At 72.8% G+C, this 13,999-nt stretch carries 15 protein-coding genes and 7 tRNA genes; 9 read left to right on the forward strand and 13 right to left on the reverse strand.

Annotated features, from left to right (window positions below):
- Positions 1–126 precede the first annotated feature (126 nt).
- From AC3AGO_RS07335 to AC3AGO_RS07350, 4 genes are all read right to left on the reverse strand, one after another.
- A tRNA-Val gene (locus AC3AGO_RS07335) sits at positions 127–198 on the reverse strand.
- A 57-nt stretch (positions 199–255) separates the two neighbouring features.
- Positions 256–738, reverse strand: coding sequence for an SRPBCC family protein (locus AC3AGO_RS07340; RefSeq protein WP_487819317.1), 483 nt, complete (start codon positions 736–738; stop codon positions 256–258).
- Between the two features lie 240 nt (positions 739–978).
- A tRNA-Val gene (locus AC3AGO_RS07345) sits at positions 979–1,050 on the reverse strand.
- Positions 1,051–1,087: 37 nt separating this feature from the next.
- Entirely contained in the window at positions 1,088–1,408 is a 321-nt protein-coding gene (locus AC3AGO_RS07350) for a TIGR02611 family protein (protein ID WP_487819318.1), read from the reverse strand.
- 190 nt (positions 1,409–1,598) lie between these two features.
- Here AC3AGO_RS07350 and AC3AGO_RS07355 point away from each other — a divergent pair, with 190 nt between their 5' ends.
- The gene (locus AC3AGO_RS07355; protein WP_487819319.1) at positions 1,599–2,012 is read left to right on the forward strand and encodes an SsgA family sporulation/cell division regulator; all 414 of its coding nucleotides are present in this window, start codon (positions 1,599–1,601) and stop codon (positions 2,010–2,012) included.
- A 173-nt stretch (positions 2,013–2,185) separates the two neighbouring features.
- Positions 2,186–2,752, forward strand: a complete 567-nt coding sequence (locus AC3AGO_RS07360; RefSeq protein ID WP_487819320.1) for a CGNR zinc finger domain-containing protein — start codon at positions 2,186–2,188, stop codon at positions 2,750–2,752.
- 54 nt (positions 2,753–2,806) lie between these two features.
- On the opposite strand, the gene AC3AGO_RS07365 is transcribed toward AC3AGO_RS07360, so the two are convergent.
- Both AC3AGO_RS07365 and AC3AGO_RS07370 read right to left on the reverse strand, forming a co-directional pair.
- On the reverse strand, positions 2,807–3,001 hold the full coding sequence (locus tag AC3AGO_RS07365; RefSeq protein WP_487819321.1) for a hypothetical protein: 195 nt from the start codon (positions 2,999–3,001) through the stop codon (positions 2,807–2,809).
- 119 nt (positions 3,002–3,120) lie between these two features.
- Positions 3,121–3,597 (reverse strand): hypothetical protein, encoded by a 477-nt coding sequence (locus AC3AGO_RS07370; protein ID WP_487819322.1) that lies wholly within the window; start codon positions 3,595–3,597, stop codon positions 3,121–3,123.
- Between the two features lie 103 nt (positions 3,598–3,700).
- Here AC3AGO_RS07370 and AC3AGO_RS07375 point away from each other — a divergent pair, with 103 nt between their 5' ends.
- Entirely contained in the window at positions 3,701–4,225 is a 525-nt protein-coding gene (locus AC3AGO_RS07375; RefSeq protein WP_487819323.1) for a DsbA family protein, read from the forward strand.
- A gap of 159 nt (positions 4,226–4,384) precedes the next feature.
- Here the strand turns inward: AC3AGO_RS07375 and AC3AGO_RS07380 are convergent, their stop codons facing one another.
- The 3 genes from AC3AGO_RS07380 to AC3AGO_RS07390 are packed head-to-tail and all read right to left on the reverse strand — an operon-like array spanning position 4,385 to position 7,215.
- Positions 4,385–5,224: a GNAT family N-acetyltransferase gene (locus tag AC3AGO_RS07380; RefSeq protein ID WP_487819324.1), complete on the reverse strand. Its 840-nt coding sequence runs from the start codon at positions 5,222–5,224 to the stop codon at positions 4,385–4,387.
- Between the two features lie 48 nt (positions 5,225–5,272).
- Complete coding sequence (locus AC3AGO_RS07385) at positions 5,273–6,094, reverse strand: aminotransferase class IV (protein WP_487819325.1); 822 nt, start codon at positions 6,092–6,094, stop codon at positions 5,273–5,275.
- A complete protein-coding gene (locus AC3AGO_RS07390; protein WP_487819326.1) occupies positions 6,091–7,215 on the reverse strand; it encodes a chorismate-binding protein in 1,125 nt (374 codons plus the stop codon). The genes AC3AGO_RS07385 and AC3AGO_RS07390 overlap by 4 nt, the downstream gene beginning before the upstream one ends.
- A 349-nt stretch (positions 7,216–7,564) precedes the next feature.
- On the opposite strand from AC3AGO_RS07390, the gene AC3AGO_RS07395 reads away from it, so the two are divergent.
- From AC3AGO_RS07395 to AC3AGO_RS07415, 5 genes are all read left to right on the forward strand, one after another.
- Positions 7,565–7,637 (forward strand) — tRNA-Gly (locus AC3AGO_RS07395).
- Between the two features lie 29 nt (positions 7,638–7,666).
- A tRNA-Cys gene (locus tag AC3AGO_RS07400) sits at positions 7,667–7,737 on the forward strand.
- 5 nt (positions 7,738–7,742) lie between these two features.
- Positions 7,743–7,814 (forward strand) — tRNA-Val (locus tag AC3AGO_RS07405).
- 19 nt (positions 7,815–7,833) lie between these two features.
- Positions 7,834–7,905: transfer RNA gene (locus AC3AGO_RS07410), tRNA-Val, on the forward strand.
- Between the two features lie 61 nt (positions 7,906–7,966).
- A tRNA-Val gene (locus AC3AGO_RS07415) sits at positions 7,967–8,038 on the forward strand.
- A gap of 188 nt (positions 8,039–8,226) precedes the next feature.
- Here the strand turns inward: AC3AGO_RS07415 and AC3AGO_RS07420 are convergent.
- Both AC3AGO_RS07420 and AC3AGO_RS07425 read right to left on the reverse strand, forming a co-directional pair.
- Positions 8,227–8,436 carry a hypothetical protein gene (locus tag AC3AGO_RS07420; RefSeq protein ID WP_487819327.1) on the reverse strand — a complete coding sequence of 70 codons (210 nt, stop codon included), beginning with the start codon at positions 8,434–8,436 and terminating at the stop codon, positions 8,227–8,229.
- A 246-nt stretch (positions 8,437–8,682) separates the two neighbouring features.
- The gene (locus AC3AGO_RS07425; RefSeq protein ID WP_487819328.1) at positions 8,683–8,925 is read right to left on the reverse strand and encodes a hypothetical protein; all 243 of its coding nucleotides are present in this window, start codon (positions 8,923–8,925) and stop codon (positions 8,683–8,685) included.
- 247 nt (positions 8,926–9,172) lie between these two features.
- On the opposite strand from AC3AGO_RS07425, the gene AC3AGO_RS07430 reads away from it, so the two are divergent.
- On the forward strand, positions 9,173–10,696 hold the full coding sequence (locus tag AC3AGO_RS07430; protein WP_487819329.1) for a serine/threonine-protein kinase: 1,524 nt from the start codon (positions 9,173–9,175) through the stop codon (positions 10,694–10,696).
- Positions 10,697–11,531: 835 nt separating this feature from the next.
- On the opposite strand, the gene AC3AGO_RS07435 is transcribed toward AC3AGO_RS07430, so the two are convergent.
- Together AC3AGO_RS07435 and cobA are read right to left on the reverse strand one after the other, a co-directional pair.
- The gene (locus AC3AGO_RS07435; RefSeq protein ID WP_487819330.1) at positions 11,532–12,335 is read right to left on the reverse strand and encodes a TrmH family RNA methyltransferase; all 804 of its coding nucleotides are present in this window, start codon (positions 12,333–12,335) and stop codon (positions 11,532–11,534) included.
- Between the two features lie 66 nt (positions 12,336–12,401).
- The gene (gene cobA, locus AC3AGO_RS07440) at positions 12,402–13,664 is read right to left on the reverse strand and encodes a uroporphyrinogen-III C-methyltransferase (RefSeq protein WP_487819331.1); all 1,263 of its coding nucleotides are present in this window, start codon (positions 13,662–13,664) and stop codon (positions 12,402–12,404) included.
- Positions 13,665–13,999 lie beyond the last annotated feature (335 nt).

A 13,999-nucleotide genomic window follows, 5' to 3' on the forward strand; every position in this document is an offset into this window, starting at 1 on the left:
CCCCGCTCCCCACTTGTTTCCTCACCCGGTGAACTCGGGCGCAAACGGATGGGGTTGGGGGCACGCGGAGTGCTGTGGGAACGCACGACAAGAGGCCGGTCCGCCGGACCGGCCTCAAGTGGAGGGTGGGCGATACTGGGTTCGAACCAGTGACCTCTTCGGTGTGAACGAAGCGCTCTCCCGCTGAGCTAATCGCCCGGGATGTGTGTGCGGGCCTCTCGGCGCCGCGGCACGTGCAGAACAATACAGTGCCGCTCACCCATCATCCAAACCCCTTCGCAGCCGGTCCCTCAGTCCGCGCTGCCCTGAGCGCATCATCAGGGCGTGATTCAGGGCGAAAAGGGGGCGCCCCGGCAGGGCGAACAGCCGCAGCAGCGGTTTGTGGATCTCGACCTGCTGCTCGTAAAGCGCTGTGCTGCCGCGGCTGTTGGCGAGCACGGTCCAGCGGGCCCAGCCCTCCATGTCGCCGGTCATGGCGATCTCCAGCACCCGGTTCCGCGGGTCGTGCCGGACGGCACGCGCGGTGAAGGTCAGGTAGTACGGCAGGAGGGAGCGGACGCGCGCGCGGCCGGACTCCGCTCCGTCTCCGTCGACCGCGCGCACCTGCGGCCACCACTCGGGGTACTCCTCGGCGCGTTCCAGTACGGCGTACACCCGGCCGGGCGACGCCGACAGCAGCCAGAGACTGCGGAACCGGTAGTGGTTCCGTCCGGCGCGCCCTGCGACACGGTCCGTCATACGCCCGACGCTACGGCATCCACTCGCCCACCAGTACGAGATCCGGGCGGCAGCCGGCCCGTACCGCGCGGTGGCGTCGCTGGACACCCGACTGGACCCAACCGGCCGTGCCCGGCGGCGACTTGCCCGCCCCCGTCCGTGCGGACGCACACCGCAGGACAGCGAAGGGTGGCCAACCGCACCCGCCCACAGCAGGACCGGCCCCCGGAGGCTTTGCGCCTCCGGGGGCCGGTCCTGCTGTGGGCGATACTGGGTTCGAACCAGTGACCTCTTCGGTGTGAACGAAGCGCTCTCCCGCTGAGCTAATCGCCCCTCTGCGCGGACAACATTACCGCATGTCAGCGGGTGCTTATGACAACGTGCGGCCGGCCTTGCGCGCCCGTCGCTCGAGCCGGCGCTTCTTGACCCACTCCGCCCACTCGTGGAGCTTCCGCTTCGTCCACCGGAGCACGCGCTGCGCCCACGGGAACTCCGTGCCCCACACACCGATACCGGCGAAGATGACGAGCCAGCCCGGCCCGGGCAACGGCAGCATGATCACGCCGCCCACCACGATGGCCAGGCCGATCAGAAAGATCACGACCTGCCAGCTGAGGTGCAGCGGACGGGATGCCTTGATGAACCGGGGTGCCCGGGAGCCGAACGGCTTCTCGCTACTCTCCGCACTCATAGCGCCAAGGTACCCGAACCCGCGACCGTCACCGGAATGGCCGTACGGTACAAATGCCTCATCCGCCGAATGAAGGACTACATCTCTCCCAAATCGGGCAGAGGGGTTTACAACCGACGCGTAGGTGGCATGTCGATTTCGCCGACGTGCGAATCCCCGAGCGCACACTGAGCGAAAGGCCCTGGCGCTTATGAACACCACGGTCAGCTGCGAGCTGCACCTGCGCCTCGTTGTTTCGAGCGAGTCCTCCCTGCCTGTACCCGCGGGCCTGCGGTACGACACGGCCGACCCCTACGCCGTGCATGCCACCTTCCACACCGGTGCCGAGGAGACCGTGGAGTGGGTTTTCGCCCGCGATCTCCTGGCCGAGGGGCTGCACCGGCCCACCGGCACCGGAGACGTGCGGGTCTGGCCATCCCGAAGTCACGGTCAAGGAGTCGTCTGTATCGCCCTCAGTTCCCCGGAGGGCGAGGCCCTGCTGGAGGCCCCCGCCCGGGCACTCGAGTCCTTCCTGAAGCGAACCGACGCGGCTGTGCCGCCCGGTACGGAACACCGTCACTTCGACCTCGACGCGGAGCTCTCACACATCCTCGCGGAGAACTGAGAGGCTCCGGCCCGCCACTGCCGTCCGACTCGGGGCGACGGCAGCGGTGCGGTGGCCGGTCACGGCACACGGCAGCGCCGTTCCCGCACTTCTGGTGCGGGAACGGCGCTGCCGTGTCGTGGAGGTACTAGGCTCTGGGCGCATCGGACCCCACGGCTGCCCAGGAGCGAGCGGTGCAGATCAATCACGACACCCGGTGCGCGCTCGACGACGTGGTCGACCTGCTCAACACGGAGGCCGACGGGGACGAGCATCCCGACGCCCTGGCCTCCCTGCAAGACCTGCGGGACTACGTCGCGCGCAATGACGTGAGCGGCGTCAGCACGCTCACCGAGGACGATCTCGCCGCGGTGCGGTCCGTGCGGGAGCGTTTCGCGCGGCTCTTCGCGGCGGACGACGACCGTACGGCGGCGGAGCTGATCAACGGGCTGGTCGCCGAGGCGGGGACGACGCCGCAGCTGACCGACCACGACGGCTACGACTGGCACGTCCACTACTTCGCGCCGGGCGCGACGCTCGCGCAGCACCTGGCGGCGGACGGCGGGATGGCGCTGGCGTTCATCGTCGTCGCCGGGGAGCGGGACCGGCTGCGGCGGTGCGACGCGCCGGACTGCGGGCGGGCCTTCGTGGACCTGTCCCGGAACCGCTCGCGGCGCTACTGCGACAGCCGTACGTGCGGGAACCGGCTGCACGTGGCGGCGTACCGGGCGCGGCAGCGGGAGTCCGCCGCGCGGGACTGAGCGGGGCTCGCGGGGCCACAGCGGGGCACCGCGGTCCGGGTCACGGCGCGCGGGTCACAGCACCAGCAGGTCGTGTGCGCCGGTGACGGCGAGCAGGACGGCGATGACCGCGAGGAAGAGCATCAGCGGGGGCTGCGAGAGGGCGTAGAGGCAGCCCCGTGCCTCCGGGTCGGGGAGGGGCAGCGGCGCGGAGGGCTGCGCGGGGGCGGGCTCGTGGAGCTCGAGGGGAGCGTTCGGCGTCGTGTCCATCTCGCCGCGATGATGTCCCAGCCGGGCTGCCCCGGGGGCCGAACACACCCTTTTTGACGCGGAGTTCCTCACATTTCGTGGTTCTGCGTGAAGAAGGTGGACCGCGTGACCGAAGTGGATCAGATGCCGTGCTTTTTCAGGATGGCCTCGATGTCGGAGAAGTCGTCCGCGTCTCCGCCGCTCTGGGTCTGCTTGGCGGGGGCGGGGGACGCGCCGGGCTTGCCGAGGGCGGGGGCCGAGGCGCCGGGGGCCGCGGCCTGCTGCTGCCGGGCGGCGGCGCGGCGTTCCTTCCGGCTGGGGCGGGCGTCTCCCCTGCCGGCGGCGAAGCGGGCGATCACGTACAGCACGACGGCCACCGCCAGCACTGCGAAGCCCGCCCAGACGGTGGGCTTGAGCACCAGGTCGGAGGCCCAGGTGCCGACCGCCTTGCCGATCTTGCCGGCGAGCCCGATCAGCCCGGCCATCGCCAGGCCGACGGGCAGCAGGGAGAACGCGGCAATGCGGGTGGCGGCGGCATAGCGGCGCCGGAAGGCCGTCAGGAAGGCGACGGCCAGACCCGCCGCGGAGAGCGCGGCACAGACGGTCGTGGTGAGCATGCTTCCATCGTGCACCGCCCGGGGTGACGGAGGCTACGGCCGCACGGCCGCATCCGGGAGATGTCAGGGGGGAGCTCCTCCGTGGGGCTGAGACACTGGCACCATGAACGACTCCCCCGGCATCCCCACCACCCCCGCGTCGCACGCTGTCCTCGACTACTGGTGCGAGCTCCAGTGCCCCGACTGTCACAAGGCGCAGGGCATTCTGCGCGCGCTGCGCGAGCGGTACGGGGACGCGCTGGAGATCCGGCTGCGGCACTTCCCGCTGGACAAGCACAAGCACGCGTACGCCGCCGCGCAGGCCGCGGAGGAGGCGTACATGCAGGGGAAGGGCGACACGTACGTGGACGCCGTGCTGGACCGTACGCACGAGCTGGCCGAGCGGGGCGACGCGGTGCTGCTGGAGGCGGCGGAGGAACTGGGCCTGAAGAAGGCCGAGTTCGAGACGGCGCTGATCGACGGCCGGCACCTGCTGATGGTGGACGCGGATCAGGCCGAGGGCACGGCGATCGGGGTCAAGGGGACGCCCACGTTCCTCATCGGCGGCGAGCTGTTGGATGGGAGCCGCGATCAGGAGGGGTTGCTGGAGCGGATCGAGGGGATCGCGGACCGGCTCCTGGGGCGGTAGCCGCTCCGCGGAGGGCGCCGCGTGTGCCGCTCTGTGTGCCCCGCGCCCCTGTTCGGGCGGCCGCGGCTCCTGCTGGGGTTTGCGCAGTTCCCCGCGCCCCTTTTTCGCGCAGTTCCCCGCGCCCCTTATCCGCGTCCCCCTTATCGGGGCGCGTGCCGCTTACAGCAGTGGTTTGTAGTAGTGGTGTTCTGCGTTCTGGTAGCCGAGGGACGTGTAGAGGCGGAGGGCCGGGACGTTGTCTGCGTAGACGTTGAGTCCGAGGATGCGGGAGCCCGCGGCGTGTGCCGCTGACTCGGCTGCGTGCATCAGGGTGCGGCCGTGGCCGCGGCCGCGGTGCTCCTCGTCGACCTCTACGGCGTAGACCCAGGCGTCCGCGTCGGGGCGGGGAGCGGCGTCGACGGTGGCCCAGAACATGCCGACGGGCGCGCCCTCGTGTTCCAGTACGCGCAGTGCGGCGCCGGGAGTTGACGGGCCGTCGGGGAGCTGGGTGCGGTGCGCCGTGTCGGCCTTGGCCTCGGCCTGCGCACGCGGTACGCCGCGGGCGGCGAGGGTGTCGGCCACCATCTCCCGGTCGCGGGTGCGCCATTGGCCGAACTCGTCGTCCGTCATGGTGCGTACGGCACTGCCCTGCGGCAGCTCGGGCGGGGTCTCCGGCAGGGTCTTGAGCATGTTGCGGCTGCGCAGGCGGTAGCCGAGGGTCTCGGCGAGCCGCAGCGCCGCGGGGGCGCGTTCGGGGATGCCGGCCTCGATCCGGTCGCAGCCCCAGCCGCGCAGCACTTCCTCGGCGGCGAGTGCCGCGACCGTGGCGCGGCCGCGGCGGCGCTCCCGTTCGTCCACGGCGAGCTGGGTGATCCGGCCCGCCGAGGGGCCGAACCGCTCGTCGGTGGCGAGCCGGACGATGCCGACGGGGCGGCTGTTGACGCAGATGTCGTACGCGCGGGAGCGGGCGCCGTCCGGGCCGTACTCCTCGGGCCCGGTCGGGCGCAGGGTCGTGGTCACCGGACGAGTTCTACCCGCTGCCGGGCCCCGCGTCACGTGCCGCCCGGCTCAGGGGTCCATGTCGGCGGCGGAGCGCTCGTCGAAGATCCGCATGGCCTTGGCAGTCACCGGGCCGGGCGCGCCGGTCAGTTGGCGGCCGTCGACGCGGTGCACGGCCTGTACGTCGCGCAGCGTGGAGGTCAGGAAGATCTCGTCGGCGCGGTCCAGTACGTCCAGCGGCAGCTCGGTCTCACGGGCTCCGGTCCACTCGGCGGTCAGCGCGCGGGTGATGCCGGCGAGGCAGCCGGATTCGAGCGGCGGGGTGTGCAGTTCGCCGTCGAGGACGACGAAGACGTTGGAGCCTGTGCCCTCGCACAGCTGGTCGCGGGAGTTGCCGAACAGGGCCTCGGTGGCGGCCTGCTGGCGGGCGCGGGCGAGGGCGACGACGTTCTCCGCGTACGAGGTGGACTTGAGGCCGCTCAGCGCGCCGCGCTCGTTGCGGGTCCAGGGCACGGTGATCACGGAGGTGGTGTCGGCGCGCCGGGACGCCTCGCCGAGCGCGACGACGAGGGTGGCTCCGGTCTCGCCGCGGTCCGAGCCGAGCGGGGAAAGACCGCCGGTGTACGTGATGCGCAGCCGGCCCAGCGGCATCGGGTTGGCCTCGGTGACGGCGTCGCAGGCGCGGCGTACTTCGTCGAGGTCCGGTGCGGGCAGGCCGAGTCCGGCGGCGGAGCGGGCGAGCCGGTCGAGGTGGCGGGTGAGGGCGAAGGGCTGTCCCTCAGTCGTCTTCACTGTCTCGAACACGCCGTCGCCGACGGTCAGTCCGTGGTCGAGCACGGAGACGCGGGCGCTCGCCGCGTCCTGGAGCCCGCCGTCGAGCCAGATCCTCACTGGGGTGTCCTTCCGCCGGTTTCCGCCGTGGGTGCCGCGGCCTGCTGGGTGTCCGCGCCGTCTTCGTACGTTCCCGACGCTACCGCGAGCAGCCGGGACGCCTTGAGTTCGGTCTCGGCCCATTCGCCTTCCGGGTCGGAGCCCCAGGTGATGCCGGCGCCGGTGCCGAAGCGCAGGACGGGGCCGCCGGGCGCGGCGCGTTCGATCCAGAAGGTGCGGATGCCGACGGCGAGCTCGCCGGTGCCGCGGTCGGCGTCGACCCAGCCGATGCCGCCGCAGTACGGGCCGCGGGGCGCGGTCTCCAGCTCGCCGATGATGCGCAGCGCGCTGGACTTGGGGGCTCCGGTGACCGAGCCGGGCGGGAACGTACGGCTGAGCAGTCCGGCCCAGCCCTGCTCGGCGGGGAGCTCGCCGCGCACGGTGGAGACGAGGTGGACGAGGCCCGGGTGCTGTTCGACGGCGCACAGCGCGGGGACGGTGACGCTGCCGGTCGCGCAGACGCGGCCGAGGTCGTTGCGGACCAGGTCCACGATCATCACGTTCTCGGCGTGGTCCTTCTCCAGCAGCTCGTCCGCCGTGCGGGCCGTGCCCTTGATCGGGCCGGAGGTGACGGTGCTCCCGTCGCGGCGCAGGTAGAGCTCCGGGGAGGCGGTGGCGACTTCGACGCCGTGCGCGGGGAGCCGGACGGTGCCCGCGTACGGCGCTGGATTGCCGCAGGCCAACAGCGCTGTGAGGTGGTCGATGTCGGAGTGCGCCGGGTCCGGGTCAGGCAGCGGCGCGGTGAGGACGCGGCACAGGTTCGCCTGGTACACCTCGCCGTTCGCGATGTGCTCGCGTATGCGGCGCACGCCTTCCGTGTAGGCGGCGCGGTCCAGTGAGCTGGTCCAGTCACCGGGGCCCGGTCCCCGCCAGCGGGCTCCGGGAGCGCCGTTGGCCGCGGGCAGGGACGAGGAGGCGGCCGGGCGTACGTCGCCGAAGCGGGCGCACATGAGGCCGCCCTCGAAATCGGCGACGACCGCCCACCAGCCCGTGGAGTCCAGGGCAGCGGGGTCGCTGGTGACATCGCGCAGGTCGGTGGCGAGGAGACCACCGAATCGGGCAAGCGGGGCTGCGTCGTACACGCGGACGAGTCTATGGGGGTCGCCGCCCGGCCTGCCGACGGGCACTCCGACACGGCTGCGGGGGTGGCCGGTTGGGCGGCGCGCGGCCGTTGCGCGGCCTTCGCGCGGTCGGCCGGGGGACGTTCCGCGGACGTTTCGCGGGTGGGTCGCGGGGTGGGTCTTGGGTGCGTCGCGGGGTGGCTTGCGGGTCGGCCACGGGGTGGGCCGTGGGTGCCTCGCGGGTGGCAGAACCGTCGCACAGCGGCCACTTCGCGGCCACGCTGCGGAAACGGAATTTGAGCTGGGCCCGGAATCCGCTAGAGTTCAACACGTCGCCGGGACGCAGCAGCGGACCGGAGCAACGGCACCTGCGGACGTAGCTCAGCTGGTAGAGCGCAACCTTGCCAAGGTTGAGGTCGCGAGTTCGAACCTCGTCGTCCGCTCGGAGTGGGGGTCTTCGGGTCCCCGCCAAGGTGGAGTGGCCGAGAGGCGAGGCAACGGCCTGCAAAGCCGTCTACACGGGTTCAAATCCCGTCTCCACCTCTCCTGGACGATTAGCTCAGCGGGAGAGCGCTTCCCTGACACGGAAGAGGTCACTGGTTCAATCCCAGTATCGTCCACTGGTCCGCAAGGACCCCCGCGCGGTTAGCTCAGCGGGAGAGCGCTTCCCTGACACGGAAGAGGTCACTGGTTCAATCCCAGTACCGCGCACGCACGAGGCCCCTCCGGGGGCCTCACGCACGAAGTACCCGAGGTATCCGCAGTATCCCGAGGACGATTAGCTCAGCGGGAGAGCGCTTCCCTGACACGGAAGAGGTCACTGGTTCAATCCCAGTATCGTCCACAGCACGAAGGGCCCCGGCCGCCAACAGCGGCCGGGGCCCTTCGCGTTGCTCTCGTTCACAAAAAAGCAGGGGCCGGGCGGCTCCCCAGCCGCCCGGCCCCGATGCCGTCCGCCGCACCCCCGTCCCCACGGGGCTGATGGCCGGATGTCCCCGGCCCGGGCCGCTCTCCCGGGCCCCGGGGCGCCGCTCAGCGCCCCAGCAATCCGGCCACGGACGACGCCTGGCTGACCAGAACCTCCATCGCGCCGAAGGCGACGAAGAGGATCACGGCCAGCGGGATGACCATGGCCGCGGCGACCAGCGGATGACGCCGGCCACCGGGCCGGGTACCGAGCGCGACAAGAGCCGCCAGCCGTCCCTGCTCCCGCGTCGCCGTGCGCCCTGCTGTGTGCGCCATGGTCCGCTCCCCTGTGTCCATGTGTGACCGCGGCGGACGCATGACCTCGGGGGATGAGTACTTCGTCCGCCGCTGCACTCAACATTAGGGCGCCGCCCGGGGCCCGGCGTCATGCCGTCGTACCGACCTGTGGGCCTCCCCCAGGAGGAGCAGATCGCCGCGCATCTACTCCCCAGGGTGGAGGGCCGCTCCGCCCTCTCCGGGGCATCCCCGAGAGGGCCCCGCGCACCGCCCCGGAAGCGCTGGTCAGCGCGGGGGCTCCGCCGCCTCGTCCTGCCGCGGCACCGGATGCTCCACGAGAGCCAGCACCCGCGTCGACATGAAGCGCGCGGTGCGCACCACGGATCCGCTCCTGGTGACTTCGCTCACTTCGACCACTCCCCTGCGCACCTGTGTCTCCACCCTGCGGCCCGCGCGCGAGGCGGTCACCTCGTACGTCCGCGTGGTGTCCCCCGCGTCCACTACTATCTCCACCCAGCCACCTTTCACTCCGTCAATCCCCCTTCTGCGACGGCACCTTGGCGCCCCGGGAGGGCGAACAGCCGGTGCCCGTCAGCTTCCCTGACCCTGTCTCACCAGCATCCCACCAGGGACTGACAATCCGTCCGGCAGCGCCTGCGCGGCCTGTCGTCGCGACGCGGCGGCAGTCCGTAAGCTGTGCCCCGTCAGACGGACCGGCAACGGAAGGGGCCTCCTCGCCGGAGGTGCGGCCTCCCACCGGAGGTAGGGGAACGACATGGCGATGATGCGGCTCCGACGCGAGGACCCGCGTGTCGTCGGCGCGTTCAGGCTGCACCGGCGGCTGGGTGCGGGCGGGATGGGCGTCGTCTATCTCGGCTCCGACCGGCGCGGACAGCGGGTCGCGCTGAAGGTGATCCGGCCCGATCTGGCGGAGGATCAGGAATTCCGCTCGCGGTTCGCCCGCGAGGTCTCCGCCGCGCGGCGGATCCGCGGCGGCTGCACGGCGCGGCTCGTGGCGGCCGATCTGGAGGCGGAGCGGCCCTGGTTCGCGACGCAGTACGTACCGGGCCCCTCGCTGCACGACAAGGTGTCCGAGGGCGGTCCGCTGCCGCCCTCCCAGGTCGCCTCCATCGGTGCGGCGTTGGCGGAGGGGCTGGTGGCCGTGCACGAGGCCGGCGTCGTGCACCGGGACCTCAAGCCGTCCAACATCCTGCTGTCGCCCAAGGGCCCGCGCATCATCGACTTCGGCATCGCGTGGGCGACGGGTGCGAGCACGCTCACGCACGTCGGTACGGCCGTGGGTTCGCCCGGTTTCCTCGCGCCCGAGCAGGTGCGGGGGGCGCATGTGACGCCCGCGACGGACGTGTTCGCGCTGGGCGCGACGCTGGCGTACGCGGCGACCGCCGACTCCCCCTTCGGGCAGGGCAGTTCCGAAGTGATGCTGTACCGGGTCGTGCACGAGGAGCCGCATCTGCAGGCCGTGCACGCGGCGCTCGCGCCGCTCATCCACGCGTGCCTCGTGAAGGAGCCCGAGGAGCGGCCCAGCACGCTGCAACTGTCGCTGCGGCTCAAGGAGATCGCGGCGCGGGAGGCGCGGGGGCTGCCCGAGCCGGCGGCGGGCGGCGTGGCCGGGGCGGGGCCCGGGCCCTCCTCCGGGTCCAACGGCTATGGCTCGAACGGGTCCAGTGGCTATGGCTCCGGTGCCGGTGGCCACGGGGCCGGCTCCGGCGGCTACGCGGGTGGAGCGGCGGGCTCCGGTGCGGGAGCCGGCCAGGGGGCCGCCGCTTCCTCCGAGGGGCGGTCGTCCGGGGCCGGGTCCGCGGGCGGCGGCGCTGCGGGCTCCGGGAACGGGGCGTCGGGCTCGGGCGCGGGTGCGGATGGCGCCGGGCGGCGAGCGGGCGAGCGGGGCTCCGGGCGGGAACGTGACCGGGAGCGGGAGCGTGAGCGGACGGGGGGCTCGTCGTCGCCGTCCCGTACGGGCTCTTCCCGTACGGGGTCGTCCCGTACGTCCGGCAGCCGGCCCTCGGGGAAGCGGCCGCCGGCCCGCACCGGATCGTCCCGGCCGGGCTCCCGGCCCGGTACGCGGCCGGGCGCGGCGCGTCGCGTCGGTCCCGACCGGCGGCTGCTGCGGCAGCGGCTCGTGGTGTTCGTGGTGGTCACCCTGCTGGTGGCGCTCGGTATCGCGGCGGCGCAGGGGTGTCAGGGGCCGGCGCGGAGTGCGGGTGCCGCGGAGCGGGGGTCCGCGGAGTGGAGTGTCGCGGTGCAGGATGCGGGGCGCGTGGCGGCGCCGGAGCGCTGACCGCGAGCCTTCTCCCCACCCCGCCCCTACCCGAATACCGGGGCTCCGCCCCGGGCCCCTCGGGGCTGCGCCCCTGAACCCCGACGCGGGCTTGGGGTTGGGGGAGGGCGTGCGCGCCCCATACCCGGGCCTCGGGGCTTCGCCCCTGAACCCGGCGCGGGCTGGGGAGTTGACGACCGTGCGCGCGGACGCTCCTGTGGCCGGGGCAGCTGACCGCTGGGCTCTTCCCCACCCCGCCCCTTCCCGAAAACCGGGGCTACGCCCCGGACCCCTCTGGGGCTCCGCCCCAGCCCCCACTCAGGGCTTCGCCCCGGACCCTACGCAGGCTTGGGGCTGGCGACGCGTGTGCGGACGCTCCCGTGGCCGGAGCATGCGGCGGCGCCGAGCGCTGGCGGCTGGGTTCTTCCCCCCGCCCCTTCCCAAATATCGGGGCTACGCCCCGGGCCCCCTGGGGCTCCGCCCCCGCCCCCGCTCGGGGCTTCGCCCCGGACCCTACGCAGGCTTGGGGCTGGCGATGCGCGCGCGGACGCTCCCGTAGCCGCGGCGCGCGGCGGCGCCGAGCGCTGGCGGCTGGGTTCTTCCCCAGCCCGCCCCTTCCCGAATACCGGGGCTGCGCCCCTGAGCCCCGACGCGGGCTTGGGGTTGGGTGCGGGCGTGCGCGCCCCATACCCGGGCCTCGGGGGTGCGCCCCTGAACCCGGCGCGGGCTTCGGGGTTGGTGACGCGGGCGCGCACGTCCCCGTGGCCGGGTCTCCGGGCTGCGCCCCTGGACCCGGCGCGGGGTGGGGAGTTGGCGGCTTGCGCGCGCACCGTGGCGGGGCCGGGGTCGGCTCTTCTCAGGGGGTGAGGGCGTAGAAGGAGACTGCTGCTGCTGCGGCCACGTTGAGGGAGTCGACTCCGTGGGCCATGGGGATGCGGACCCAGTCGTCGGCGGCGCGGAGGGCGCGGGCCGAGAGACCGGTGCCTTCGGCGCCGAGCATGAGCGCCGTACGGGACGAGCCGCGGGCGAGTGCCTCCTCGATGGGGACGGCCTTGGGGTCGGGGGTGAGCGCGAGGAGGGTGAAGCCCGCGTCGCGTACCGGTTCCAGGGCGTGCGGCCAGGCGTCGAGGCGGGCGTACGGGACCGAGAAGACCGCGCCCATCGAGACTTTGACGGACCGTCGGTAGAGCGGGTCGGCGCAGTCCGGGGACAGCAGCACCCCGTCCATGCCGAGCGCCGCGGCGCTGCGGAAGATCGCGCCGATGTTGGTGTGGTCGTTGACGGTCTCCATGACGGCGACGCGCCGCGCGCCCGCGAGCACCTCGCCGGGGGTGGGCAGCGGTTTGCGCTGCATGGAGGCGAGGGCCCCGCGGTGCACGTGGTATCCCGTGACGCGTTCGGCGAGTTCCGGGCTCACCGCGTACACGGGAGCCGGAACCTCGTCGATGACGTCCCGCATGACGTCGACCCACTTCGAGGACAGCAGCATCGACCGCATCTCGTACCCGGCGATCCGGGCGCGGCGGATGACTTTCTCGCCCTCGGCGATGAACAGGCCCTCGGCGGGCTCCCGTTTGCGTCTGAGCTCGACGTCCGTGAGGCCGGTGAAGTCGCTCAGCCGCGGGTCGTCGGGGTCGGTGACGGTGATGAGATCAGCCACAGGGGGATACTGCCCTCTCGCGGGTGGAGTGCCAATGGCCTTGCTACTGATGCGTACCGGGAGTCGCTACTGGTGCGTCCCGGGAGTCGGGACGCCGACCGACACCACGTCGCCGATGACGATGACGGCGGGCGGCCGGACGCCCTCGGCCGCGGCCCGCTCCCGTACCGTGCCGAGCGTCGCGTCGACGCGGCGTTCGGTGGCCATCGTGCCCTCCTGCACGATCGCGACGGGCGTGTCCGCCGGCCGGCCGTGCTGTACGAGGGTGTCGGCGATGGCCCCGATGTTCTCGACTGCCATGAGGAGTACGAGAGTTCCGGTGAGCCGGGCCAGCGCCGGCCAGTCGACGAGGGAGCGCTCGTCGTCGGGGGCGACGTGCCCGGACAGCACGGTGAACTCGTGCGCGACGCCCCGGTGCGTGACGGGGATGCCGACGGTGGCCGGGACGCTGATCGCGCTGGTGATGCCGGGTACGACGGTGACGGGGATGCCCTGCTCGGCGAGCTGCTGGGCCTCTTCCATGCCGCGGCCGAAGACGTACGGGTCGCCGCCCTTGAGACGTACGACGTTCCGGCCCGCCTTGGCGTGCTCGATCAGCGCGTCGTTGATCTTCTCCTGGGCCATCGCGCGGCCGTACGGGATCTTCGCGGCGTCGATGATCTCGACGTGCGGCGGGAGCTCGTTCAGGAGTTCGCGCGGGCCGAGCCGGTCGGCGATGACCACATCGGCCTCGGCGAGCATCCTGCGGCCGCGCACGGTGATCAGGTCGGGGTCGCCGGGGCCGCCGCCGACGAGGGCCACGCCTCCCGTACGGGTGCGCTGGTGGGGCGCGTTGAGCGTGCCGTCGCGCAGCTGCTCGACCACGGCGTCGCGGAGCGCGGCGGCGCGGCGCGGGTCGCGGCCGTGCTCGCCCTCGGTGAGGACGGCGACGGTGACGCCCTCGCTGCGTCCCGTGGCCGGCGTCCAGGCGGTCGCCTCGTCGGCGTCGTCGCTGCGTACGCACCACACGCGGCGGGTCTCGGCCTCGGCGGAGACGGCCTCGTTGGTGGCGTGGTCGTCGGTGGCGACCAGGGCGTACCAGGCGGCGTCGAGGTCGCCGTCGGCGTACACCCGGCGCTCCCAGGTCAGTTCGCCGCCGTCGGCCATGGCCTCGACCGCGGGGGTGACCTCGGGGGCGATGAGCGTGACGTCCGCGCCCGAAGCGATCAGCGCCGGCAGCCGGCGCTGGGCGACCGTGCCACCGCCGATCACGACGACGCGGCGGCCGAGGAGCCGGAGCCCGACGGGGTAGGCGGGGATGTCGGTCCGGGGCGTGGGCGTGTCGGACATCGGGCGTGCGGCTCCTTGCGTACGGGGGCCGCTGCGGCGGTGGAGCGGCGTGAACGATTCGGCGGGGTACCGGCAGACACTCTAGAGCGCGGGTGTCCTCGGTGCTGTTTCGGAGATCACGGCAGGCAGTTCACGGGCGGTTCACGGCAGGTACGGACGACGGCACGGAACGGGGGCTGTGGCTCCCGTTCCGTGCCCGTCTGCGCTGTTCCGTGCCGGTCTGCGCTCTTGCGTACCGGTGTGCACTCTCGTGTACCGGTCTGCGCTCTTGCGTACCGGTCTCCGTGTGCGGTGCCGGCCGGGGCGCGGCGGCCGGTTCTCTCGGGAATGCGGCT

It is taken from the genome of Streptomyces sp. BL1 (assembly GCF_057628045.1).

Bases quoted from the DNA above. Each gene is read 5' to 3' on its own strand.
- AC3AGO_RS07340 (WP_487819317.1), bottom strand. From the start codon at position 738: ATGACGGACCGTGTCGCAGGGCGCGCCGGACGGAACCACTACCGGTTC.
- AC3AGO_RS07350 (WP_487819318.1), bottom strand. From the start codon at position 1,408: ATGAGTGCGGAGAGTAGCGAGAAGCCGTTCGGCTCCCGGGCACCCCGG.
- AC3AGO_RS07355 (WP_487819319.1), top strand. From the start codon at position 1,599: ATGAACACCACGGTCAGCTGCGAGCTGCACCTGCGCCTCGTTGTTTCG.
- AC3AGO_RS07365 (WP_487819321.1), bottom strand. From the start codon at position 3,001: ATGGACACGACGCCGAACGCTCCCCTCGAGCTCCACGAGCCCGCCCCC.
- AC3AGO_RS07370 (WP_487819322.1), bottom strand. From the start codon at position 3,597: ATGCTCACCACGACCGTCTGTGCCGCGCTCTCCGCGGCGGGTCTGGCC.
- AC3AGO_RS07375 (WP_487819323.1), top strand. From the start codon at position 3,701: ATGAACGACTCCCCCGGCATCCCCACCACCCCCGCGTCGCACGCTGTC.
- AC3AGO_RS07420 (WP_487819327.1), bottom strand. From the start codon at position 8,436: ATGGCGCACACAGCAGGGCGCACGGCGACGCGGGAGCAGGGACGGCTG.
- AC3AGO_RS07430 (WP_487819329.1), top strand. From the start codon at position 9,173: ATGGCGATGATGCGGCTCCGACGCGAGGACCCGCGTGTCGTCGGCGCG.
- cobA (WP_487819331.1), bottom strand. From the start codon at position 13,664: ATGTCCGACACGCCCACGCCCCGGACCGACATCCCCGCCTACCCCGTC.